The sequence below is a fragment of the Providencia sp. PROV109 genome (genome assembly GCF_033681625.1).
Taxonomy (GTDB): domain Bacteria; phylum Pseudomonadota; class Gammaproteobacteria; order Enterobacterales; family Enterobacteriaceae; genus Providencia; species Providencia hangzhouensis.
On sequence record NZ_CP096320.1, the window covers coordinates 4344703 to 4370124 of the forward strand.

Annotated in this window: 25 protein-coding genes; 3 read left to right on the forward strand and 22 right to left on the reverse strand. The window is 43.3% G+C overall.

What is annotated here, in order from left to right:
- Positions 1-59: 59 nt before the first annotated feature.
- The 7 genes from rpoB to secE all read right to left on the reverse strand — a co-directional run bounded on the left by rpoB (position 60) and on the right by secE (position 7931).
- Positions 60-4088, reverse strand: a complete 4029-nt coding sequence (rpoB, locus tag M1F25_RS20215; protein WP_004264386.1) for a DNA-directed RNA polymerase subunit beta — start codon at positions 4086-4088, stop codon at positions 60-62.
- Positions 4089-4447: 359 nt separating this feature from the next.
- Complete coding sequence (gene rplL, locus M1F25_RS20220; RefSeq protein WP_004264384.1) at positions 4448-4813, reverse strand: 50S ribosomal protein L7/L12; 366 nt, start codon at positions 4811-4813, stop codon at positions 4448-4450.
- 60 nt (positions 4814-4873) lie between these two features.
- Complete coding sequence (gene rplJ / locus M1F25_RS20225; protein WP_004264381.1) at positions 4874-5371, reverse strand: 50S ribosomal protein L10; 498 nt, start codon at positions 5369-5371, stop codon at positions 4874-4876.
- Between the two features lie 334 nt (positions 5372-5705).
- The gene (gene rplA, locus M1F25_RS20230; RefSeq protein ID WP_004264380.1) at positions 5706-6407 is read right to left on the reverse strand and encodes a 50S ribosomal protein L1; all 702 of its coding nucleotides are present in this window, start codon (positions 6405-6407) and stop codon (positions 5706-5708) included.
- A 4-nt stretch (positions 6408-6411) separates the two neighbouring features.
- Positions 6412-6840 (reverse strand): 50S ribosomal protein L11, encoded by a 429-nt coding sequence (rplK, locus tag M1F25_RS20235; RefSeq protein ID WP_004264379.1) that lies wholly within the window; start codon positions 6838-6840, stop codon positions 6412-6414.
- A 158-nt stretch (positions 6841-6998) separates the two neighbouring features.
- Complete coding sequence (nusG, locus tag M1F25_RS20240) at positions 6999-7544, reverse strand: transcription termination/antitermination protein NusG (RefSeq protein WP_004264378.1); 546 nt, start codon at positions 7542-7544, stop codon at positions 6999-7001.
- Complete coding sequence (gene secE / locus M1F25_RS20245; RefSeq protein ID WP_004265885.1) at positions 7545-7931, reverse strand: preprotein translocase subunit SecE; 387 nt, start codon at positions 7929-7931, stop codon at positions 7545-7547.
- 325 nt (positions 7932-8256) lie between these two features.
- Here secE and M1F25_RS20250 point away from each other — a divergent pair, with 325 nt between their 5' ends.
- A complete protein-coding gene (locus tag M1F25_RS20250) occupies positions 8257-8457 on the forward strand; it encodes a hypothetical protein (RefSeq protein ID WP_036958857.1) in 201 nt (66 codons plus the stop codon).
- Positions 8458-8551: 94 nt separating this feature from the next.
- On the opposite strand, the gene tuf is transcribed toward M1F25_RS20250, so the two are convergent.
- From tuf to fkpA, 9 genes are all read right to left on the reverse strand, one after another.
- Complete coding sequence (tuf, locus tag M1F25_RS20255) at positions 8552-9736, reverse strand: elongation factor Tu (RefSeq protein WP_004264373.1); 1185 nt, start codon at positions 9734-9736, stop codon at positions 8552-8554.
- A gap of 77 nt (positions 9737-9813) precedes the next feature.
- A complete protein-coding gene (gene fusA, locus M1F25_RS20260) occupies positions 9814-11940 on the reverse strand; it encodes an elongation factor G (RefSeq protein ID WP_004262483.1) in 2127 nt (708 codons plus the stop codon).
- Positions 11941-12026: 86 nt separating this feature from the next.
- Positions 12027-12497, reverse strand: a complete 471-nt coding sequence (rpsG, locus tag M1F25_RS20265; protein WP_004262486.1) for a 30S ribosomal protein S7 — start codon at positions 12495-12497, stop codon at positions 12027-12029.
- Positions 12498-12594: 97 nt separating this feature from the next.
- Positions 12595-12969, reverse strand: coding sequence for a 30S ribosomal protein S12 (gene rpsL, locus M1F25_RS20270; protein WP_004265905.1), 375 nt, complete (start codon positions 12967-12969; stop codon positions 12595-12597).
- 136 nt (positions 12970-13105) lie between these two features.
- Positions 13106-13393, reverse strand: coding sequence for a sulfurtransferase complex subunit TusB (tusB, locus tag M1F25_RS20275; protein ID WP_181488831.1), 288 nt, complete (start codon positions 13391-13393; stop codon positions 13106-13108).
- A gap of 57 nt (positions 13394-13450) precedes the next feature.
- Complete coding sequence (gene tusC / locus M1F25_RS20280) at positions 13451-13810, reverse strand: sulfurtransferase complex subunit TusC (protein WP_181488833.1); 360 nt, start codon at positions 13808-13810, stop codon at positions 13451-13453.
- 24 nt (positions 13811-13834) lie between these two features.
- Positions 13835-14239: a sulfurtransferase complex subunit TusD gene (gene tusD, locus M1F25_RS20285; protein ID WP_115166426.1), complete on the reverse strand. Its 405-nt coding sequence runs from the start codon at positions 14237-14239 to the stop codon at positions 13835-13837.
- Positions 14236-14940: a transcriptional regulator gene (locus M1F25_RS20290; protein ID WP_004262503.1), complete on the reverse strand. Its 705-nt coding sequence runs from the start codon at positions 14938-14940 to the stop codon at positions 14236-14238. Before M1F25_RS20290 ends, tusD begins: the two co-directional genes overlap by 4 nt.
- Before the next feature lie 297 nt (positions 14941-15237).
- Positions 15238-15981 (reverse strand): FKBP-type peptidyl-prolyl cis-trans isomerase, encoded by a 744-nt coding sequence (fkpA, locus tag M1F25_RS20295; protein ID WP_004262506.1) that lies wholly within the window; start codon positions 15979-15981, stop codon positions 15238-15240.
- A 246-nt stretch (positions 15982-16227) separates the two neighbouring features.
- Between fkpA and M1F25_RS20300 the strand changes: the two genes are divergently transcribed.
- Positions 16228-16449: a SlyX family protein gene (locus M1F25_RS20300; protein ID WP_004262507.1), complete on the forward strand. Its 222-nt coding sequence runs from the start codon at positions 16228-16230 to the stop codon at positions 16447-16449.
- A gap of 81 nt (positions 16450-16530) precedes the next feature.
- Here the strand turns inward: M1F25_RS20300 and slyD are convergent, their stop codons facing one another.
- The 4 genes from slyD to kefG form a co-directional block, all read right to left on the reverse strand.
- On the reverse strand, positions 16531-17136 hold the full coding sequence (gene slyD / locus M1F25_RS20305; RefSeq protein WP_181488835.1) for a peptidylprolyl isomerase: 606 nt from the start codon (positions 17134-17136) through the stop codon (positions 16531-16533).
- Positions 17137-17222: 86 nt separating this feature from the next.
- The gene (locus M1F25_RS20310; protein WP_004262510.1) at positions 17223-17426 is read right to left on the reverse strand and encodes a YheV family putative zinc ribbon protein; all 204 of its coding nucleotides are present in this window, start codon (positions 17424-17426) and stop codon (positions 17223-17225) included.
- Positions 17427-17435: 9 nt separating this feature from the next.
- Entirely contained in the window at positions 17436-19244 is a 1809-nt protein-coding gene (gene kefB / locus M1F25_RS20315; RefSeq protein WP_004262513.1) for a glutathione-regulated potassium-efflux system protein KefB, read from the reverse strand.
- Positions 19244-19798 carry a glutathione-regulated potassium-efflux system ancillary protein KefG gene (gene kefG, locus M1F25_RS20320; RefSeq protein WP_004262516.1) on the reverse strand — a complete coding sequence of 185 codons (555 nt, stop codon included), beginning with the start codon at positions 19796-19798 and terminating at the stop codon, positions 19244-19246. Before kefG ends, kefB begins: the two co-directional genes overlap by 1 nt.
- Before the next feature lie 222 nt (positions 19799-20020).
- Here kefG and M1F25_RS20325 point away from each other — a divergent pair, with 222 nt between their 5' ends.
- Positions 20021-21955, forward strand: a complete 1935-nt coding sequence (locus M1F25_RS20325) for an ABC transporter ATP-binding protein (RefSeq protein ID WP_112307474.1) — start codon at positions 20021-20023, stop codon at positions 21953-21955.
- An 80-nt stretch (positions 21956-22035) separates the two neighbouring features.
- Here M1F25_RS20325 and adiA read toward each other — a convergent pair whose 3' ends face one another.
- Complete coding sequence (gene adiA / locus M1F25_RS20330; protein WP_181488837.1) at positions 22036-24303, reverse strand: arginine decarboxylase; 2268 nt, start codon at positions 24301-24303, stop codon at positions 22036-22038.
- A gap of 104 nt (positions 24304-24407) precedes the next feature.
- Positions 24408-25268: a MurR/RpiR family transcriptional regulator gene (locus M1F25_RS20335; RefSeq protein WP_004262528.1), complete on the reverse strand. Its 861-nt coding sequence runs from the start codon at positions 25266-25268 to the stop codon at positions 24408-24410.
- Between the last annotated feature and the right edge of the window lie 154 nt (positions 25269-25422).

The following is a 25422-nucleotide window of genomic DNA, read 5'->3' on the forward strand; positions in this document are numbered from 1 at the left end:
TCTCCCCAAATCCCAGTGCTTACATGTGCCGGAAAGCAAGCTTTCCGGCATAAAACGAATTACTCGTCTTCCAGCTCGATGTTGATACCCAGTGAACGGATTTCTTTCAGCAATACGTTGAAAGATTCCGGCATACCAGGTTCCATCTGATGGCTACCATCGACGATGTTTTTATACATCTTCGTACGGCCGTTAACGTCATCCGATTTAACTGTAAGCATTTCTTGAAGAGTATAGGCTGCACCGTATGCTTCCAGTGCCCACACTTCCATCTCCCCGAAACGCTGACCACCGAACTGCGCTTTACCACCCAGCGGTTGCTGAGTAACCAAGCTGTAAGAACCTGTTGAACGGGCGTGCATCTTATCGTCAACCAAGTGGTTCAGTTTCAGCATGTACATGTAGCCGACAGTAACTTGACGCTCAAAACGCTCGCCAGTACGACCATCGAATAATGTAATCTGACCTGAAGTCGGCAGACCGCCCAGTTTCAGCAGTTCTTTGATTTCTTTCTCTTTCGCACCATCAAATACTGGTGTTGCAATTGGCATACCTTTTTTCAGGTTCTCAGCCAAACGCATAACTTCTTCGTCAGTGAAAGTGTTCAAATCAACTTTCTGGCGTGGATCATCACCTAAATCGTATGCTTTTTGGATAAACTCACGCAGTTTGGCAACTTCTTCTTGCTGTTTAAGCATAGCATTGATTTTCTCACCAATACCTTTCGCTGCCATCCCTAAGTGGGTTTCCAAAATCTGACCGATGTTCATACGTGATGGTACGCCCAGCGGGTTCAGAACGATATCAACTGGGTTACCGTTTTCATCGTAAGGCATGTCTTCAACTGGGTTGATTTTTGAGATAACACCTTTGTTACCATGGCGACCCGCCATTTTATCACCCGGTTGGATCTGACGTTTAACAGCCAGATAAACCTTAACAATTTTCAGTACACCCGGAGCTAAGTCATCACCTTGAGTAATTTTACGACGTTTTGCATCGAGTTTTTTCTCGAACTCAGATTTCAGTTCGTCATACTGTTCAGCTAATTGCTCTAACTGGTTTTGCTTCTCTTCGTCTGCTAAAGATAACTCTAACCAACGGTCGCGAGGCAGTTTGTCCAGTTTTTCAGCTTCAATTCCGCCGTTAACCAGTACAGAACGGATACGTGCAAACAGGCCAGCTTCGAAAATACGCAGCTCTTCTGTTAAGTCTTTCTTCGCATCACGTAACTGAGTTTCTTCGATCTCTAATGCACGTTTGTCTTTCTCTACACCGTCACGGGTAAATACTTGTACGTCAATAACCGTACCAGATACACCGTTAGGAACACGTAAAGAAGAGTCTTTAACGTCTGATGCTTTTTCACCGAAGATAGCACGTAACAGTTTCTCTTCTGGAGTCAGTTGAGTTTCACCTTTAGGTGTTACTTTACCAACCAGAATGTCGCCGCCTTTCACTTCCGCACCAATATACACGATACCGGATTCGTCAAGTTTAGACAGAGCAGCTTCACCGACGTTTGGAATATCTGCAGTGATTTCTTCAGGCCCTAATTTAGTGTCACGAGACACACAAGAGAGCTCTTGAATATGAATAGTTGTGAAACGGTCTTCTTGAACAACACGCTCAGAAACTAAGATGGAGTCTTCGAAGTTATAACCATTCCATGGCATGAATGCCACGCGCATGTTTTGACCAAGTGCTAATTCGCCGAGGTCTGTTGAAGGACCATCCGCTAACACGTCACCACGTTCAACAGGTTCACCTAAAGATACACAAGGCATCTGGCTAATACAGGTGTTCTGGTTAGAACGAGTATATTTAGTCAGGTTATAAATATCGATTCCAGCTTCGCCTGGGTACATCTCATCTTCGTTAACTTTGATAACGATACGAGAAGCATCAACGTACTGAACCGAACCACCACGTCTTGCAACAGCAGTAACACCAGAGTCAACCGCTACTGCACGTTCCATACCTGTACCAACTAATGGTTTGTCGGCACGTAAAGTAGGAACCGCTTGACGTTGCATGTTCGCACCCATCAATGCACGGTTGGCGTCATCGTGTTCAAGGAATGGGATCAGTGACGCACCAACAGAAACAACCTGTTGAGTCGAAACGTCCATATATTCAACCTGTTCACGGCTGAATAAGCTTGATTCACCTTTGTTACGGCAAGTAATCAGTTCTTCAACAAAGCTACCATCATCACCTAAAACGGTATTCGCCTGAGCAATGATGAAGTTACCTTCTTCAATTGCAGACAAATAATGGATTTCGTCTGTTACTAAGCCATCGCGGACTAAACGGTATGGGGTTTCTAAGAAACCGTACTCATTGGTCTGTGCATAAACAGATAATGAGTTGATCAGACCGATGTTTGGACCTTCAGGCGTTTCGATTGGACAAACGCGACCGTAGTGAGTTGGGTGAACGTCACGTACTTCGAAGCCCGCACGCTCACGAGTCAGACCACCTGGGCCTAACGCAGAGATACGGCGCTTGTGCGTAATTTCAGACAGCGGGTTGTTCTGGTCCATAAATTGGGACAGCTGGCTGGAACCAAAGAACTCTTTAACTGCGGCTGAAATTGGTTTCGCGTTGATCATATCTTGTGGCATTAATGCATCGAGGTCGCCCAGAGAAAGACGCTCTTTCACTGCACGCTCAACACGAACCAGACCGACACGGAATTGGTTCTCTGCCATTTCACCAACGGAACGAATACGACGGTTACCTAAGTGGTCGATATCATCCACTTCGCCTTTACCGTTACGGATATCGATGAGTTTACGCATAACATCAATGATGTCTTCTTCACTCAGGATACCTGAACCTTCGATTTCTTCACGGTTCAGTGAACGGTTGAACTTCATGCGACCTACTGCAGACAAGTCGTAACGATCTTCAGAGAAGAATAAGTTATCAAACAGGTTTTCAGCGGCTTCACGGGTTGGTGGCTCACCAGGACGCATCATGCGGTAGATTTCTACCAATGCACTCAGACGATCGTTAGTTGGGTCGACACGAACGGTTTCAGAAATGTAAGCACCATGGTCTAAGTCATTGGTAAACAATGTTTCGATTGTTTTATGACCAGACTGGCTCAGACGTGCCAACATATCTAAAGAAAGTTCCATGTTCGCTGCACAAATCAGCTCACCAGTACTTTCATCAATATAGTCTCTAGCAACGACTTTACCTGCGATATATTCAACAGGAACTTCGATGCTATTCACTTCTTCTTTTTCTAACTGACGAATGTGACGTGCAGTGATACGGCGGCCTTTTTCTACATAGACTTTACCGTTCGCTTCGATATCAAATGAAGCTGTCTCACCACGTAAACGCTCAGGAACCAGCGTCATCATCAGTTTATTATCACGGATTTGGAATACAGTTTTTTCGAAGAACAGATTTAAGATTTCTTCGGTATTGTAATCCATTGCACGCAGAATAATGGTCGCAGGTAATTTACGGCGACGGTCAATACGTACAAACAGGTTATCTTTCGGGTCAAATTCGAAATCAAGCCATGAACCACGGTAAGGGATAATACGTGCGTTATATAGCACTTTACCTGAAGAGTGTGTTTTACCTTTATCGCTGTCGAAGAATACACCAGGACTACGGTGTAACTGAGAAACGATAACACGCTCAGTACCGTTGATAACGAAAGTTCCGTTTTCAGTCATGAGTGGAATTTCACCCATGTAGACTTCTTGTTCTTTGATGTCTTTAACAGTTCCTTCCGGTGCTTCACGCTCATAAACGATGAGACGCAATTTCACACGTAAAGGCGCAGAGTAAGTTACACCGCGAATTTGACATTCTTTAACATCAAAAACAGGCTCGCCTAAACGATAGCTGACATATTGTAATTCAGCATTACCGCTGTAGCTCTGAATTGGAAACACAGAACGGAAAGCTGCTTCCAGCCCATTCTGGCCATCTGGATCTTGCTCGATAAACTTCTGGAACGAGTCAAGTTGGATAGAAAGGAGATAAGGTATGTCCAAAACTTGTGGACGCTTACCAAAGTCCTTACGGATACGTTTTTTCTCGGTATAGGAGTAAACCATAGGTTTCCTCAGCTCGTTGATCAGTGACCCAAGTGGTTAGCTCTTAGTATAAGAGACTGAACCGCAACGCGTTTTTTTATAAGAAACGGAAAATGAATACTTTCCTTAATACTCATTGCTATTACTCTTAAATCATTTCATTGCGTTGCCATTGCTACCGAGCTACCCGAGCGGGTCGTAGCGAAGAACACAGTATATTAAGTCGTCAATAGAAAGAAGTATTGGAGGGTTGTTGTTAACATTAAAACTGCGTGAAAAGCTGTTAACACCCATCACGCTTTACAGCGCAAAAAGGCTGGTGATTAAAAAATCACCAGCCGTCAGCCTAATTAGATTAGGCTGCGTTCTTGAAACTGAACTTATTTAAGTTCAACAGAAGCGCCTGCTTCTTCAAGAGATTTTTTCAGAGCTTCAGCTTCGTCTTTGCTCGCGCCTTCTTTGATGGTCGCTGGAGCAGACTCTACCATATCTTTAGCTTCTTTCAGGCCAAGACCGGTTGCGCCACGAACTGCTTTGATAACTGCAACTTTGTTACCGCCAACAGCTGACAGTACAACGTCGAATTCAGTTTTTTCTTCAGCAGCTTCAGCTGGGCCCGCAGCAACAGCAACAGCTGCAGCAGCAGAAACGCCGAATTTTTCTTCCATCATAGTAATCAGTTCAACAACGTCCATTACAGACATTTCTGCAACTGCATCAAGGATTTGGTCTTTAGTGATAGACATAACAAGTGTTCCTAAAATTCAGAAATAGTTTATACGTTAAAAAGCAACGAAGGAAAGGGCTTATGCAGCTTCTTTCTGATCGCGCAGAGCAGCCAGAGTACGAACCAATTTGCCGGCAGCGGCTTCTTTCATGGTTGACATCAGGCGTGCGATTGCTTCATCGTAAGTTGGGAGAGTTGCCAGACGATCGATATCTTTCGCTTGGATTAACTCACCTTCAAAGGCCGCAGCTTTAATCTCAAATGCTGGATTCGCTTTCGCGAACTCTTTGAACAGACGAGCGCCAGCGCCCGGGTGTTCGTTAGAGAAAGCAATTAAGGTTGGACCGACAAACACGTCTTTCAGTACATCGTAAGAAGTACCTTCAACAGCACGACGGATCAGTGTGTTACGAACAACACGGATATAAACGCCTGCTTCGCGACCTGCTTTACGCAGTTCAGTCATTTTTGCTACAGTTACGCCGCGTGAATCAGCAACAACTGCAGAAAGCGCGCCTTTGGCTACTTCGCTGACTTCAGCAACAATCGCTTGTTTGTCTTGAAGATTTAGTGCCATTAGCTTCTTGCTCCTGGATTAACCGGGAAAACCCGGGACTCACATCACTCAAACACAACATTATGTAAGAGCGCTAAAACACGGTGAGCAGAATAGAATCCAGAATTAAATTCTAGGTATCTCTGTCACCGTCTACGCAGGTAAATTAAGTAGCTATTATAACTAATAAACCACACCTGCGGTCTTGGACGGGGTCTGGAAAGGCCAGACTCCATACCGAAATTCGTGGTTTGTTGGATACATTTTGTGTACCCAACAAACTCAAGGCGTCAAATTTTATACAAATTTGACGCAAAGGTAAAGCCTAATTACCAATTAGCCGAAGCTATAGCAATTAAACTGTCGCTGACAGACCAGCTTGGTCAACAGCAACACCTGCACCCATAGTGGTGGACAGGCTAACTTTCTTGATGAAAACACCTTTAGCAGAAGCTGGTTTTGCTTTTTTCAGCGCGATCAGCAGTGCTTCTAAGTTTTCTTTCAGTTTGTTAGCGTCGAAATCAACTTTACCGATAGTGGTGTGGATGATTCCGTTTTTGTCATTACGGTAACGAACCTGACCTGCTTTAGCATTGTTAACTGCTTCAGCAACGTTTGGAGTTACAGTACCAACTTTCGGGTTTGGCATCAGACCACGTGGGCCTAAAACTTGACCTAATTGGCCAACAACGCGCATTGCATCTGGAGAAGCAATAACAACATCAAAGTCCATTTCACCAGCTTTGATTTTATCAGCCAGATCTTCCATACCTACCAGTTCAGCACCTGCAGCTTTAGCAGCTTCAGCGTTTGCGCCTTGTGCGAACACAGCAACGCGAACTGAACGGCCAGTACCGTGTGGCAGCACAGTTGCACCGCGAACGTTTTGGTCAGATTTACGAGCATCGATGCCCAGGTTGATAGCTACGTCAACGCTTTCTACGAATTTAGCAGTTGCTAATTCTTTCAGCAGTGCAACGGCTTCATTGATGTCATACTGTTTAGTTGCATCAACTTTTTCACGGATATTGCGCATGCGCTTAGTCAGTTTAGCCATTGTCTTAGTCCTCCACTACCAGGCCCATGGAACGAGCAGTACCTTCAATTGAACGCATCATTGCGTCAACATCAGCACCAGTCATGTCCGCAGCTTTAGTTTCAGCGATTTCGCGAATCTGAGCAGAGGTCACTTTACCAACTTTGTCTTTGTTCGGCTTACCTGAACCAGACTTAACGCCAGCTGCTTTTTTCAGCAGAACTGCTGCAGGTGGAGTTTTGGTAACGAAAGTGAAAGAACGGTCTGCGTAAACAGTAATAACAACAGGAATTGGTAAACCTTTTTCCAGGCTGTCTGTTTTTGCGTTGAACGCTTTACAGAATTCCATGATGTTAACACCTTGTTGACCCAGTGCTGGACCAACCGGTGGACTTGGGTTCGCCATACCAGCTGCAACTTGCAGCTTAACGTAGGCTTGAACTTTCTTAGCCATGATATTTCCTCTAGATGGGTGATAGCGCCTTACGGTTTGCAAGGCTCCCCGTTACATTAAACATGCCCCGCACATTAATTTGCGCCGAACATAAAAACAAAAGGCGCGAAATTGTAGTCAAATTTCACGCCTTTTGCAAGTCAGTTTTGTCGTTTAGATTAGGCTTTTTCTACCTGACCAAAATCCAATTCGACTGGAGTTGCACGACCGAAGATAGAAACAGAGACTTTCAAGCGGCTCTTTTCATAATCAATTTCTTCAACCACACCGTTAAAGTCAGCAAACGGACCTTCGCTAACACGAACCATTTCACCCGGTTCAAACAGTGTTTTCGGACGTGGTTTATCACCAACTTGTTGTAAGCGGTTCATGATAGCATCAACTTCTTTATCGCTAATTGGCGCTGGACGATCTGACGTCCCGCCAATGAACCCCATTACACGCGGTACACTACGCACTAAGTGCCAAGAGTCATCATTCATGACCATTTGGACTAAGACATAGCCTGGGAAGAATTTACGTTCACTCTTACGGCGCTGACCGCTACGGATTTCAACAACTTCTTCTGTTGGAACCATAACTTCGCCAAAAGAATCTTCCATAGCATGTAATTTGATATGTTCACGTAAAGATTGTGCTACGCGACCTTCAAAACCAGAGAATGCCTGAATGACATACCAGCGCTTTTTAGGTGAATCGGACATTTAGAATAACCTCAGGCTTGTAATAAATGAAACTAAACGCACCAGGATACCATCTAGTCCCCACAGTATTAATGACATTACAGCCGTTACTGCAGCAACAATTAAAGTAGTTTGTAATGTTTCCTGGCGAGTAGGCCAAATGACTTTTCTCATCTCGACGCGAGCTTCGCGTGCAAACGCCAGTGTTGCTTTACCTTTTGTGGTCCATAAAGCGACAGCACCTGCAATAGCGACAACAGCCACAACTGCAAAAGCACGCAGCGCGAGATTATATTGACGGAAGTAATAATTACCAACAATAGCAATTATTAATAAGGCACAGACAATGACCCACTTGAAGATGTCTGCACTGCGTCCACTTCCTTGAGCTTCGCTATTCGCACTCATAATTCAACCTGTTACCATGAAGTATGTACAAAGCTTGCTTGTTTACAAAGGTAAGACAACCAAGCCAAACCAATAGAATATACCAACATATCCCTCAATTACTACAAACTAAGCCTGCAAAAATTTGATAGGGATATCAATAGCATCACCTGCGATCTAAAAAGTAATTAGCCTTGTTAATGGAGGTAATTAGCGTTATTCGTTCTGCAAAAATAACAAGTTGCAGTAACATTTTATTTCGCAAGTACTACGTGTACGTCAGTACTATCACTTTACAAGTGCTACCCATTTCACAAGTGCTATTCCATTTTGCAGGAATTTCAGCATGCCCAGTAAATTTTTTAACTACACCAATCAAGAAAGTGACTTTCTTTTTGTGGCAGCAGTAAAATATACCATATCTTCCGAGCAAAACCTTAATAAATCTCATATAACTGCGCAAAGTAGCCCGCACAGTTATCAATTCGTTGTTTCAGAGCCTATCTCACCAATAATTATACAAATGATTGATGAGATAGGTTCTTAATTTTGCAACGTCTGAATTTTGCAACGTATAAAAAGGACGTCTATTAGACGCCCTTTTTTACTAAGTGGTTCTTTCTTATTCAGAAAGAGCGGTATTATGCAATAATTTTTGCAACAACACCCGCACCTACAGTACGGCCACCTTCACGGATTGCGAAACGTAAACCGTCGTCCATCGCGATTGGGTGGATCAGGGTAACGATCATGTTGATGTTATCACCTGGCATTACCATCTCTACGCCTTCTGGCAGTTCGATAGTACCTGTTACGTCAGTTGTACGGAAGTAGAACTGTGGACGGTAACCTTTGAAGAATGGAGTATGACGACCACCTTCATCTTTGCTCAGAATATAAACTTCTGATTCAAATTTAGTGTGTGGCTTGATTGAACCTGGTTTCGCCAGTACTTGACCACGTTGAATTTCTTCACGCTTAGTACCACGCAGCAGAACACCAACGTTCTCACCTGCACGACCTTCGTCTAACAGTTTACGGAACATTTCAACGCCAGTACAAGTTGTTTTAACCGTGTCTTGAATACCAACGATTTCAACTTCTTCACCAACTTTGATGATACCACGCTCAACACGGCCTGTTACTACTGTACCACGACCTGAGATTGAGAATACATCTTCGATTGGCAGCAGGAATGGCTTGTCAATTGCACGCTCTGGCTCTGGAATGTAAGTATCCAGGTGGCCTGCTAATTCAACAATTTTCGCTTCCCACTCTGGGTTGCCTTCCAGCGCTTTCAGTGCTGAACCACGAACAACTGGAGTGTCGTCGCCTGGGAAATCGTATTGAGACAGAAGTTCACGAACTTCCATTTCGACTAATTCTAACAGCTCTTCGTCGTCTACCATGTCACATTTGTTCAGGAAAACGATGATGTAAGGAACACCAACCTGACGACCTAACAGGATGTGCTCACGAGTTTGTGGCATTGGGCCATCTGTCGCAGCAACAACCAGAATTGCACCGTCCATCTGAGCAGCACCAGTGATCATGTTTTTAACATAGTCGGCGTGTCCTGGGCAGTCTACGTGTGCGTAGTGGCGAGTTGGAGTATCGTATTCTACGTGTGAAGTAGAGATGGTGATACCACGCGCTTTTTCTTCTGGTGCGTTATCGATTTGGTCGAATGCGCGAGCAGAACCGCCGTAAGTTTTAGCCAGAACAGTAGTGATAGCTGCTGTCAGAGTAGTTTTACCGTGGTCAACGTGGCCGATAGTACCAACGTTAACGTGCGGTTTTGAACGTTCAAATTTTTCTTTAGACACGACTCTATTCCTTATGGAGTTCCCTCTTCACGATAAAGAAGGAACTTAAATTAAAGTAGTTAACCGATAAAAATCGATTATTTAGCGTTACGAGCTTCGATTACAGCTTGTGCAACGTTGTTTGGTGCTTCATTGTACTTCAGGAACTCCATAGAGTATGAAGCACGACCTTGTGTCTGAGAACGCAGGTCAGTAGCATAACCGAACATTTCTGACAATGGTACTTGTGCACGAACGACTTTACCAGTAGGCAGGTCATCCATACCTTCAATCATACCACGACGACGGTTCAGGTCACCAATAACATCACCCATGTAGTCTTCTGGTGTTTCCACTTCAACTTTCATGATTGGCTCAAGCAGAACTGGTTTAGCTTTTTTGAAGCCATCTTTAAACGCGATTGAAGCCGCAAGTTTAAACGCCAATTCAGAGGAGTCAACATCATGGTAAGAACCGAAATGTAAACGAACACCCATGTTAACAACCGGGTAACCAGCTAATGGACCAGATTTCAGCTGTTCTTGGATACCTTTGTCAACTGCAGGAATGTATTCAGTAGGAATTACACCACCTTTGATGTCGTTGGCAAATTCGTAATCCATTGGAACACCGTCTTTATCGTTTTTGTCCAGAGGGAACATATCGATAACGACATGACCGTACTGACCACGACCACCAGACTGTTTCGCGTGTTTACCTTCGATATCAGTCACTTTCATAGTGATTGCTTCACGGTAAGCAACTTGAGGTTTACCAACGTTCGCTTCAACTTTAAATTCACGACGCATACGGTCAACCAGAACGTCTAAGTGCAGCTCACCCATACCAGCGATGATAGTCTGATTAGTCTCTTCATCACTTGATACGCGGAAAGATGGGTCTTCTTGAGCCAAACGGCCTAATGCGATACCCATTTTTTCTTGGTCAGCTTTAGTTTTCGGTTCGATTGCAACAGAGATTACTGGCTCTGGGAATTCCATACGCTCCAGGATGATTGGTGCATCAACTGCACATAAAGTATCACCTGTAGTTACGTCTTTCAGACCGATAGCAGCCGCGATGTCACCAGCACGAACTTCTTTAATCTCTTCACGTTTGTTAGCGTGCATCTGTACGATACGGCCAAAACGCTCTTTCTTCGCTTTAACTGCGTTCAGAACTGTGTCACCTGAGTTAACAACACCAGAGTAAACACGGAAGAACGTCAAGTTACCAACGAATGGGTCGGTTGCAATTTTAAATGCTAATGATGAGAATGGCTCATCATCACTTGCGTGACGCTCTGCAGGAGTGTCTTTACCATCGTCCAGAATACCATTGATTGCAGGTACATCTGTCGGTGCAGGTAAGTAATCAACAACTGCATCCAGCATCGCCTGAACACCTTTGTTCTTAAATGCAGAACCACAGGTAACCAGGATAATTTCGCTTGCAAGAACACGTTGACGCAATGCAGCTTTAATTTCTGCTTCAGTCAGTTCTTCACCGCCCAGATATTTTTCCATCAGTTCTTCTGATGCTTCTGCTGCGGTTTCGATCAGGTTGTTGTGCCACTCTTCAGCAGCTTCTTGCATGTTCGCAGGGATATCTTCGTATTCGAAGGTAACGCCCTGGTCTTCATCACTCCACTTGATTGCTTTCATTTTCAGCAAGTCAACAACACCAGTGAACGACTCTTCTGCGCCGACTGGTAATTGCAGTGGAACTGCGTTAGCAGCTAAACGTGATTTTAATTGCTCAACAACACGTAAGAAGTTCGCACCCATACGGTCCATTTTGTTAACGAACGCGATACGTGGAACTTTATATTTGTTAGCCTGACGCCATACAGTTTCAGACTGTGGCTGAACACCACCAACTGCACAGTAAACCATTACTGCGCCATCAAGAACACGCATAGAACGTTCTACTTCGATGGTGAAGTCAACGTGTCCCGGGGTGTCGATGATGTTGATACGGTGTGGCTCATACTGTTTTGCCATACCAGACCAGAATGCAGTAGTCGCTGCAGATGTGATAGTAATACCACGCTCTTGCTCCTGCTCCATCCAGTCCATTGTTGCAGAACCTTCGTGAGTTTCACCAATTTTATGGTTTACACCAGTATAGAACAGAATACGTTCAGAAGTTGTGGTTTTACCGGCGTCGATGTGTGCACTGATACCGATATTACGATAACGTGCTATGGGCGTTTGACGGGCCATTTTTTCCTCTCTCGTGGGCGTTCAATGCTTCATATAAAGGGTAGCAAATGGCTACCCTGAGATACATCACTAATGTGGGTAAGAACTTACCAACGGTAGTGTGCGAACGCCTTGTTAGCTTCTGCCATACGGTGAACGTCTTCACGTTTCTTAACAGCGGAACCTTTGTTCTCAGCAGCGTCTGATAATTCATTTGCCAGGCGAAGCGCCATAGATTTATCACCGCGTTTACGAGCAGCATCAACGATCCAACGCATTGCCAGGGCATTACGACGAACCGGGCGAACTTCAACTGGAACTTGGTAAGTTGAACCACCAACACGGCGGGATTTAACTTCCACAGTCGGACGCACGTTATCTAGTGCTAATTCGAATGCATCAAGTTCAGTTTTACCAGAACGCTGAGCAAGGGTTTCAAGTGCGTTATATACGATTGCTTCAGCAGTAGATTTTTTCCCGTCTACCATCAGGATATTTACAAATTTGGCCAGTAATTCTGATCCGAACTTAGGATCTGGAAGAATTTTACGTTGACCTATTACGCGACGACGTGGCATGGATATGACTCCGTTGTTAATTCAGGTTTGTCCAAAACTCTACGAGAGTATTTTGACATTAAGATTAAAATGTTTGGCCTTACTTAACGGAAATCCATTAAGCCTTAGGTTTTTTCGCGCCGTATTTAGAACGAGCTTGCTTACGGTCTTTAACACCAGAACAGTCCAGTGCGCCGCGAACGGTGTGATAACGCACACCTGGTAAGTCTTTAACACGACCACCACGGATAAGGATAACGGAGTGCTCCTGCAAGTTGTGGCCTTCACCACCGATGTAGGAAGAAACTTCGAAACCGTTAGTTAAACGAACACGGCATACTTTACGTAATGCTGAGTTTGGTTTCTTAGGAGTGGTAGTATATACACGAGTACATACGCCACGTTTTTGCGGGCAAGCTTCCAGTGCTGGAACGTTGCTTTTAACAACTTTCGAGCTACGAGATTTGCGTACCAGCTGATTAATAGTTGCCATTATTAAAAAAGCTCCTGGTTTTATTGCTTCGTAAACACGGATTTTGACCCCGTTCGCCAACATGACGATACACGAGGACGCGAAATTTTATTGCTGACTGGCTCAGGTGTCAAGAAATATACAACTTTTAGTGCCTTTATATGGCAAAATGTTGTTTTTGGACTTCTGTTAGCTTCACAAAACCTTGATATGTGATTACAGAAACTGCGGTTGATAGGGTATTTTGCAACCCACGAGCATTGATGTCTACATCCAAAGCGTACAACTGCGCCCCTGTTTTTTGTAGTGCAACAAGATAAGGCGACTGTGCGACTGCCGCAACCACGCCATCTTGCATCAGTAAAACGACATCTTCAGCCGTAATAAAGCCTACCATTGTAGAAAAATCACATTTAAACGGAGATGTTACTAATGTATACAGCATAGAAAAGATCCTACTATAGATCAAAAAACAACCCAAGCTCAAAATTCACACAATAGATTAAAAATTAAGCACCACATCACATTCCGCTATTTTAGCGCTTACCTCTTTCTTGCTAAGAATTGCTGGTGTTAAAACCCATTCACAATGCTCTCCCAGCCCCCGTTCTTGTAGCGAAGAGCCGCAGAGATAAACTTTTTCAATGTCATATAACGGCAATATTTTAAATGTTACGATGTAATCTCGAGCAAGCACTTCAGCGGGATGTTGGTTTGCTAGAAGCTGATAAACGCCATCAGAGAGAAAAAACACCTGAATGTCTTCTGTCAGTGCTGAAGTTGCTAATAATGCATCTAACCCTTCTCGGCCACTGGCATTTCCATGGGGCATGGTTGTAAAGACAAAAGCTATTTTTTTCACACGGTACCTTGTATTGAGCTGTTCTTAGAATTGAATTGTCCGGTCTGTGGTTATCATCGCTTCCGCAAGGCTTCCTAACCCACTCATGATAAAGCCCTCAGCAAGGTTAGCCGTTGGAAGTGATAAACTTTGCGCTTGTTCTTGGTCAACAACCCCCCGACGCAATGCGGCAGAAACACAGATATGCATTTCGCACCCAGATTGTTTTGCCAGTTCCTGCCAAGCTGAAACTAAATTAAATTCATCTGTTGCCGGTGACGTAAGCTGGTTCGCATTAAAAACCCCTTCACGATAAAAAAAGAGTGTTTTCAATATATGCCCTTCTTCAAGAAGGGCTTTTGCAAATTGATACGCACTCGCTGCTTGTTGTGTACCATAAGCAGGGCCTGTCACAACTAAGCAGTAGGTTAACGAATTTGTATTACTCATTCACCGCTCTTGAATTGACGAATGTATAAATAAACGGTGTGTTTAGAAATGTTCAAACGGTCAGCAACTTGGTTAATGGCATCTTTAATATCGAAAATACCTTTTTCATATAGGTTAAGAACTACTTGCTTGTTTTTCGCATTATTTGAGACATTACGATCACCGCCAACTTCTTCAATTGTGTACTCCAATGTTTGTGCGACAAGGTCATCAACTGAAGAGGCAAAGTTTACATCTGAAGTAACTTCTTGCTTAGTTTCTGGAACAAACGATTGAATAATTTCAGAGAACGGCACATCTAAGTTCATATTGATACATAACAAGCCAATCACACGTTGCTTACGGTTACGAATAGCAATAGTAACGGATTTCATTAAATCACCGCTTTTCGCTTTCGTAAAATAAGCCTTCGAGACATTCGATTCTTCGTCTGCCATATCATGCAGCATTCTCAACGCTAAGTCTGTAATCGGTGAGCCGATTTTACGCCCAGTGTGCTGGCCATTTGCGATTCTGACTGCAGAGCAGTTTAGGTCTTCTAAAGAGTGAAGAACAATTTCACAGTGCCCACCGATTAGCATTGCCAGACCATCCACAGCAGCTTCATACGATTTTAAAATCTCATGGTCTGTCTCAGAAAAAGGTTGGTTATCCAATATGTTAATATCGCTGAGGTCGTGTGATTGTATAGAATCAGACATTTCAACATCATCCTTCTAATGTAAAAACTCATCCTGTTGACTAAAAAGGCGTTCATTATTCGACTATTTGGCCTTCATTACTTTGTTTGTAGCCAACAATTGTGATGATAAAAAATAAAATAGAGTCTTCTGAAGTTAAAACTCCACGGCGTTGCCGTCAAGCGAATGAATGCAAGACAGTCTGTTTTATCACAAGTTTTAAACAATTTGAGAGTTTTTTTGATGAGAAATATAAAAAAGCCCAAGGCATGAATGCATTGGGCATCAAAATACACTTAGCTAATGCTTAGTGAGGACTTATTTAGCAGCAGGTTTGATATCTAATAATTCAACATCAAAGACTAATGTTGAATTTGCTGGGATACCCGGCACGCCATTTTCGCCGTAAGCTAATTCAGCTGGGATAACCAACTGCATTTTGCCGCCTTTTTTCAGGTTAACTAAACCTTCAGTCCAGCCTTTAATAACTGAATTTAATGGAATTGTCAGTGGCTCATTACGTGAATATGAGCTGTCGAATTCAGTACCGTCAATCAAAGAACCTTTGTAGTGAACCACAACGGTTTCATCTGCTTTAGGTTTCGCCCCTGTACCGTCTTTTTCAATTTTGTACAGTAAGCCTGATTTAGTTTTAACAACGCCTTTTTCTTTCGCGTATTTTTCGCGGTACTCAGCGCCTTTTTTCTCATTATTAGCTGATTCTTCTTTCATTTTTTTGTCGGCAGCTTCTTTGACTTGACCTTCAAACTGACGCAATGTTTCTTCAACTTCTGCATCGGTCATTTTGCTTTTGCCGTTAAATGCATCTTGGACACCAGCGAGTAATTGAGCCTTATCCAAATTAATACCAATTGTTTTTTGTTCTTCTAAAGAATTCTGCATGTAGCGGCCTAAAGACGCACCCAGTGCATACGCATTACGCTCTTCTGCGTTTTTGAATGCGCTGCTTTGTGCTTTGGCTTCCGCTGCCATCACTTGCGGAGCAGCAAAAGTAAATGCTAGCGTAGTTGCTAAAAGGCTTGCCTTAAACAGTGATTTCATCCTAGTCTCCGATAACTTTTATTCGATTATATTCGAATAGCGAACTATTCGTTTTATGGGTAGGGCTCTTTAAGTTTAGACCCCGTTACCCCATTGAGTATTAAAAAAATATAATAACTACTGAGACCACATTAACAAAAAGTCGTTTCGTCGCCTATATCTTTAACTAAAACTTATCTATTGATTTGTAATGTTCAGTTATTATGATGGTTTAATTACGATATAAACGCTTAAGGAGAGTCGAATATGGACTCATCTGATACATTTGAACAACGCCTAGAACTTTTAGAAAGTAAAGTTGCCTTTCAAGAACTGGCGATTGAACAACTAAACCAGGTTATTACTGACCAACAAATGCAAATGAGCCGTCTGCAGGAACATTTACGCATTGTAGCTGAAAGGCTGAAATCATCCCAAGATTCTCACTTAGCAAGGCCTGAAGAAGAAACGCCGCCACCACATTATTAATTTAAAATGCGAACCTATTGATTTTAAATGAAAAAAAGGAAGCTTTCGCTTCCTTTTTTTTACAAACACTAATACGAGGTATTAGTGGCAGCCGCAGCCGCCTTGTTTGTGACCGTGTCCGTGACCTTCACCGCCACCGCAGCAACCGCCTTCTGAACCGTGGTTATGACCGCCACCGCCACAGCAACCACCTTCATGGTCGTGGTCATGGTCGTGACCACCTGCACCATGGACGTGGCCATGTGCGATTTCTTCTTCTGTTGCTTCACGAATAGCCATGATTTCAACATTAAATTTCAGGTTTTGACCTGCTAACATGTGGTTACCGTCAACGATAACTTCATCACCTTCGATACCTGTAATTTCAACAGGAACTGGGCCCATGTCAGTGTCAGCTAAGAAACGCATGCCGACTTCTAGCTCATCAACGCCCATAAATACATCTTTAGGAACACGTTGAACTAAGTTGTCATCGTATTGGCCATATGCATCGTCTGAAGCGACTTCAACATCGAAGTTTTCGCCGACAGAGCGACCTTCTAATGCTTTTTCTAAACCTGAAATTAAAGACCCACGACCATGCAAATAGTCCATTGGCGCGCTTGCTGGCGACTCATCAACTAAAACACCGTCTTCTGTTCTTACTTGATAAGCCAAGCTGACCACCAAGTCTTTTGCTACTTTCATGACATCTCCTACTACCCGTAAGGGAAAAATTTTTGCCAATTGTACCGAAAAACTATAGTGATGTATTGAGAATTGACAAATTTCTATTATTCAGGTGTAAAAATTCCAATAACCTGCTCTTTTTGCCTAACATGTCCCGTTGCTTCATCCCCTGCTTGGCGTTGCTGATCGCCACAATTGACACACTCGACAACATCAATTTTATCTTCACGCCACATCATTAATGTGTCTTGTGACTTGCACTTAGGGCACGTCGCCCCGGCAATAAAGCGTTTACGTGTTGAAGCCATTTCTAACCCTTATTGTTCATTATTCCAGCTATGAGGCTGCCGATGTTCTCTTTGCATTTCTTTCTCAAAGAGTTCATTCAGTTCACGACGAGCCTCTTTAATGCGTGAAATTTGCCCGCTGTCACTATTTTCATTCTCTGGGTAAATATCTCTAAGCATTTTCATGTCTAAACGGCGGAAATGCTGCTTCGCGCGATAAGCTTTATGAGGATGCATCCCTGTACTAACAAGCGCTTTGCTTCCTAATTCAAGTGCGCTCGAGAATGTTTCACGGCTAAAATCAGTCACTCCACTTTGTAATAACTCATGGGCCTCAAGGCGACCTTTAGCACGTGCAATAATATGCAAGTTAGGGAAATTTTCTTGGCAAATTTGCACAATTTCCATCACTTCTTCAGGCACATCACTGGTGATGACGATAGATTTTGCTTTATCGGCTCCTGCTGAGCGTAATAATTGCAGTTCACGTGCATCACCGTAATAGACCGTATAGCCGTAGCGACGCATGGTACTAATCGCCGTAACATCTTGTTCTAGTACTGTAATTTTAACCTTATTCGCCATTAATAAGCGGCCAACCACCTGCCCCATGCGACCAAATCCGACCAAAATAACATGTGGGTCATTGTCTTCTACAAATGGTTTTTCGCTCGAGGCTGGTTGTTGATTATAACGGTAGTTTAAATAGGCATCTATCAACTGCATCACAAGTGGAGTAGTCATCATCGAAAGTGTGACAACTACCAGTAATAAGTCCATCTGCCGTTCATTTATCACACTTGCACCAAAAGCAGTTGCATAGATCACAAAAGCAAATTCACCACCTTGGCTAAGCACCCCGGAAAATTGAGCTCTTGCTCCATTTCGAAGCCTAGCGGCTAAACTCAGTCCGTAAAGCACTAAAGCTTTGACTGCGACTAATACCGCAACAGCAATCAATACTTGTGGTAAATAGGCCCATAACACGTCTAAATTCAATGACATACCTACTGAGATAAAAAATAGCCCCAGTAGCAGACCTTTAAACGGTTCGATATTAATTTCCAGCTCATGGCGAAACTCTGTTTCCGCTAACATGACCCCTGCCATAAAAGTTCCCAGAGCCATAGAAAACCCAAGGCTTTCCATAATGAGTGCGGAACCTAATACCACCAACAGTGCTGCAGCCGTAAAAATTTCATGAACGCCAGATTTAGCGGCAAGCCTGAACATCGGTCGTAATAAATAACGTCCAACGACCCATAAACCTGCGAACGCCACTATTTTCAAGCCAATTTTTTGCCAATCACTGGTTGCTGAGTCCCCAGCTAGCAACGGGATCAGTGCCATGATTGGGATCACGGCCATATCTTGGAAAAGTAAAACAGAAAAACCAAGTTGCCCGCTTTCTTTGTTGGACATCCCTTTTTCGTTCATCAACTGAAGTGCCATTGCCGTTGATGACATCGCCATTCCTAATCCACCAACAATGGCAGCTTGCCAAGAAAATTTGGCTAAAAACAACAGTGACGCCATGATAGCCGCAGTGACAACCACTTGAAGCGTACCTACACCGAAAATCGAGCGCCTAAGCTCCCATAATTTAGAAGGTTTTAGCTCTAACCCGATGAGAAACATCAGGAACACCACTCCCATTTCGGAGAAGTGCAAAATATCATCAACATTACGAATAAAGCCAAAAACAAATGGCCCAATCATGATCCCGGCAAGCAAATACCCCAGTACAGCACCTAAGCGGATTTTTTGTGCAATAGGTACCATGACTACCCCTGCGCAGAGGAAGATGATAACGGATTCAAATAGCCCTAGTTCTGACATTAGGATAGCCCTCCCGCACCTAGCGGCTGTTGCATCCATTGGCGGTAGTCATCGATAATCTGTTCAAATCGTTCTTTAGGCTGCCGACGTGCTGCATAAATAATGGTTGGTTCCAGCCACTGCATATCACACATTAATGCGGTCAATTCAAATGGGCGAAGTATTTCTGTAAGTGGATAATGGTTATATCCATCATATTGGTAAGCGTGAACAGGCTCGCCTGTGGTAATCACAGAACGCCAGTATTTGCCTTTTAATTTTTGGTACCCTACATCGGTCGCAAAACGGCGGGTTAGCACGCGGTCAAACCACTCTTTCAACAACGCAGGGCAACTATATGTATAGAGAGGATGTTGAAAAATAATGATATCGTGCTGGCACAGTAATTTTTGTTCCGCAGTTACATCAATAAAATAATCTGGATAAATTGCGTATAAATCGTGTACAGTCACATGGTCAAAATCACGCACTGCCTCCAATAACGCCTTATTAGCCATCGATTCGTCGGGGTCCGGGTGAGCGTAGACCACCAGCACTTTCGGTGTATTTGACATCTTTCCCTCCTCAAAGGCGTGTCAGACGGAACATTTTCCGTTACCATGCTGCCTGCTATACTCGTCATACTTCACGTTGCTGTGTTGTTGACTACGCGCATTCGCACTAGTCACCTACTTAAGTAGGCTCCTAGCGACTCATGTGCTTGTCACCTAACAGCACCGTAAATTATTTAGAGTATATACGTTGATAATCTAACATATTTTTAATAGACGGTTGCTATGATTGTTTTCTCTTCACTCCAAATTCGCCGAGGTGTTCGTGTCCTACTAGACAATGCCACTGCGACTATTAACCCCGGCCAAAAAGTTGGTTTAGTGGGTAAAAACGGCTGCGGTAAATCGACGCTTCTTGCGTTATTAAAAGGCGAATTACAAGCTGAAGCAGGTTCTGCAACCTTTCCAAGCAATTGGTCCATGGCATGGGTGAACCAAGAAACCCCTGCCCTTGATGTGCCCGCTCTTGAATATGTGATTGATGGTGATCGCGAGTTCCGAGCTTTAGAGCAAAAACTTCAACAAGCCAATGAAAAAAATGACGGCCATGCCATCGCTGTGGTTCATGGGCAACTTGATGCCATTGATGCATGGACCATCCGCTCCCGTGCAGCCAGTTTGCTACATGGTTTAGGTTTCAGCCAAGCGCAATTAAACTCTCCAGTAAAATCATTTTCTGGTGGATGGCGGATGCGTTTGAACTTAGCACAAGCCTTGTTATGTCGTTCAGATTTATTGCTACTTGATGAACCAACCAACCACCTTGATTTAGATGCAGTGATTTGGTTAGAAAAATGGTTAAAAAGCTACCAAGGCACCCTGATTTTGATTTCCCATGATAGGGATTTCCTCGACCCGATTATTGATAAAGTGCTGCATATCGAACAAGAAACCATGTTCGAATACACGGGCAACTACTCTTCATTTGAACGTCAGCGCGCAACAAAACTGGCTCAGCAGCAAGCACTATATGAAAGCCAGCAGGCTAAAGCTGCACATTTGCAAAGTTATATTGACCGTTTTAGAGTGCAAGCCACCAAAGCTAAACAAGCACAAAGCCGCATTAAGATGCTTGAAAGAATGGAAATGGTTGCCCCAGCTCATGTGGATAACCCATTCCATTTTTCATTCCGTAAACCAGAAAGCTTACCGAATCCATTATTAAAAATGGAAAAAGTCAGCGCAGGCTATGGTGAAAAAGTCATCTTACAATCCATCAAGCTGAACTTAGTACCAGGCTCACGTATTGGATTATTAGGCCGAAATGGTGCAGGTAAATCCACATTAATTAAGATGTTAGCGGGCGATTTGCCACCGTTACAGGGGGAAATTTCCCTCGCAAAAGGTATCAAACTTGGTTATTTCGCCCAGCACCAATTAGAGTACTTGCACCCTGAAGAATCGCCTCTACAGCATCTAGTTCGCCTTGCGCCTGAACAAACTGAGCAACAATTACGTGACTATTTAGGGGGCTTCGGTTTTAAAGGCGACCAAGTCACTGACCCAAGCGGCCGTTTTTCTGGTGGGGAAAAAGCGCGCTTAGTACTCGCGTTAATTGTTTGGCAACGCCCTAATTTACTGTTGCTCGATGAACCAACCAACCACTTGGACTTAGATATGCGGCAAGCACTTACTGAAGCCTTAATGGCCTTCGAAGGTGCTTTAGTTGTCGTTTCCCATGATAGGCATTTACTGCGCACCACTACCGATGAACTGTATTTGGTCCACGGCGGTTCTGTAGAGCAGTTTGATGGTGATTTAGAAGATTACCAACAATGGCTGGCAGAGCAAAATAAGCTCGAATTACAGCAAGCGCGTGATCAACAAGAAAAAGACAAGCCAGCAGCCGCTGCAACGGTGACGGCACAAGATAGAAAAGACCAAAAACGTCGTGAAGCGGAGTTCCGCCAACTGACTCAACCGATCCGCAAAAAAATCACGGAATTGGAAAAGCAAATGGATAAGCACTCGAATGCCCTAAATGAGCTAGAAGCAAAACTTTCTGATGCCACCATTTACGAACAAGATAAAAAAGCCGAATTGACGGAATGTTTGAAAAAACAAACTGAACACAAAGCGGCTCTTGAAGATGTGGAAATGGAGTGGATGGAACTGCAAGAGCAGTTAGAAACCATGACCAGTGAATTTGAATTAAATTAATTCGTTATAAAACATCACAATCCATTAAAATCACGAAAAGCTATCTTTTGATAGCTTTTCGTTTTTATCATTACTGAATCTTATTCTTTCACACACATCACATAATACTGGCCATCAATAATTTCAGTACCTTCGGTTTCATGTTCAAAACCCGGAAATTCGCTATCCCACGCTTGAAGACTATGCAAATAGCCGATATGCGGGCTATTTTTATCACCAAAACTTTCACCTGATAACAACATAGGAATACCTGGTGGATAGGGAATAATCGAGTTAGCCGCAATACGTCCGGCTAGTTTATCTAAAGGAACCGCCTCAACGCGGTTAGCAACAATTTCTTGATAGGCATCGCGTGGGCTCATCATCACGGCGGGGAGTTGCTCATAAGCCTGATTTAACTGGCCACCTGGGTTATTTTTTTGTAGATACACAAACATTTTATTGCCTAAATCACGTAGCCCCATCTCGCCATAGATCTCAGGAGACGCTTCAACCACTTCAGGTAATACCTTTTTCAGTGCCGTATTGTTGTCATAATGGCGCTTAAACGACAGCAGCGCATTGACCAGGGTTCCCCATTTTCCTTTTGTGATCCCCATAGAAAACAAGAACATAATTTGGAAATCAGTCGTGCGGGTTGGTACAATACCATAGTGGTTTAACCATGCCGTGACTAACGCGGCTGGGACGCCGCTATCCAGTAATTTACCGTCATCTCCCATTCCCGGCGACAAAATACTCACCTTAATCGGGTCAAGCATCGCCCAATTTTCAGGGATATCTTTAAAACCATGCCATTTATCTTCAGGGTTCATCACCCAGCAGCTTTGCTCTTTCATCAACAGCTCAACAGGCGCATCTTCAAAAGCATAGCGCTTGCCTGTTGCTGGGTCTTTCACCATTTCTTGATTCCATGGTTTGAAAAACCACTCATCGTCATTGATAAATTCTTTGTATAGGTAGCCCAGTGATTGACGGAAGTCGATAGCTTCACGGATGACTTCATCAGTGAGTGAACGCCCACTATTACCGTCCATCATGTCTGCGGCAATATCATTTGAGGCACAAATTGCATATAGCGGCGAAGTAGTCGCATGCATATGATAGGCTTGGTTAAAACGATTAAAATCAATCGCATTACGGCCATTTCGAATGTGGATAAATGAAGCTTGTGAAAGTGCATTCAATAATTTGTGCGTAGAGTGAGTTGCAAAAACGGTGGGCTCATCGTCTTTTCTAGGGTCATCACGCATCGCAAAGTGGTCGCGATAGATAGGGTTAAAGCGTGCGTAGCCGTACCATGCCTCATCAAAATGGATTCTATCCAATGATTCATCCAGCAAATCCTGTACTTTACGTGCGTGATAGCACACGCCATCGTAAGTACAGTTGGTTACGACGCTATATGCAGGACGTTTGCCTATTTTATCCGAAGTTAATGGATTTTTAGCGATTTTTTCAGTAATCGCTTCGGGTGTCATTTCTTGAGGATAAATCGGGCCAATGATGCCATAACGATTACGGCTTGGTGTCATATAAACCGGTTTTGCCCCTGTTAAGATCAAACCTTGCTCAATAGATTTGTGGCAGTTACGGTCAATCACAACAACATCATTATCTGTCATACAAGCTTGCATAATCGTTCGGTTCGAACCCGATGTTCCCACAACCACGGAGTAAGATTGGTCAGCACCAAATATACGCGCAGCATTCCTTTCACACTCACCAAATGCGCCGGTATGGTCTAACAGTGAACCCACAGCAACCCGCTCAATACCGATATCCGTCCGAAATAAGTTTTCACCAAAGAAATCATGATAAATGCGACCTGCGGGAGTTTTGGTGAACCCAACACCACCTTGATGCCCCGGTGCTGCCCATGAATATTCATGTACATCACTGTATTTAATCAAACTTTTCATCAAAGGGGGCAGTAAATTGGCGCGGTAGCGGATGATCGCGGCAAGGACACGACCTGCAATAAAATCTGCGGAGTCTTCTAAAATCCATGCAAATTCATCGACTTGTTCCATCATTTTGCGGTCGAATGCCGTCAAAGCTTCTTCACGATCACTTAATAAAAATACGGGGACATCTTCTTGCCTACGGTGAAGTTGGGTAATTAACTGATGTGCCTGAGTTTGTTCTTGCTTGTCTGACATATCACGGCCATATAACAAGCAGTCAATGCTGGTATTTGACCGAATGTATGCCATTCCATCTTCAAAATTACGAATGATCACGGTTTCTACGTGCTCATCGTTAAGTTCACTGGCGAGTCTTGCTACGGCATGGCTAATAACGGAGTCGTCATCAGTTAATTCCGTATAAACTATGAGTGCTCTCATCAATAACTCCCTTTTAACTTTTTAAAATCAAAATACTTATAATATTAGTCTTAACGTAAATAAGGTTTTATTGCAAAGTTATCGATGAGAATTCAAGCCGCCAGCTATTCATCTAATTTATTAATTACTACTCTTGCATTCATAACCAACGACTTCGCTTTCGCTTCTCTTCGTTGTAATAACGCCATAAAGATCAAGTCTGTTAGCGTATTTTGTGCGGTTCTTGAAGAAATTGATGAACTACGCCATTCATCTTCCTCCGCGATACTTTCAAGAACATAATCAGCAAGTTGCCCCAAGGGGGAATCACAATCACGAGTAATCGCGATGACGCATGCCCCTTGCTTACGCGCAATATTCGCTGCTGTTAGCATGTCTTTACGTCTTCCTGTAAAAGAAATAACGATTTGTACATCATGAGTATTGAGAGTCAGCGCCGCAGCAATTTGCACATGGTGGTCTGACTCCACAAGTGTTGTGATACCAATTTTTTGTAATTTGTAACTGAGGTCTTTTGCGGTTAAACCTGACCCACCAATCCCGACAATCTGTACTCGCTGTGATTGGTCTATTCGCTCAACAATACGTTCAAACTGTTTGAAATCAATTAATTTTGTTGTTTCTGTAATGGAGTGATTTTTTTCCATTGCGAGTTTCTGAGCAACAACCATCAAGTTATCATCAGGCGCAATACGGTTATGTAGAGCGGAATGAGGCGCTCCATCTTTGAGTTGTTGGCGCCCAATAATCTCACTAAGTGCAAGTTTCAAAGCGGGATACCCCTTTACGCCAACTTTCTGACTAAACTTAACGATGGCTGATTGGCTAACATCTAAAATTTCCGCTAATTGCTGAGACGACAAATTTAGTACATTTTCGGGATTTTCAAGGATAAATTGAGCAATTTTGCGTTGGTTTTCCGCTAATCTCGGTAGTGAGTAGGTAATGATGTCCAATAATGTCATGGTGACCTCTAATAATAATTGTAATAGCCAGACCTATAGATAAAAAAATAATAATAAATTATTCCTCAATCAAGCCACTGATACCTGATGAATAATACTTATAATTCAAAGAGTCGTGACTTTAGCTTATAAAAATAATCACAAAATATTCTTG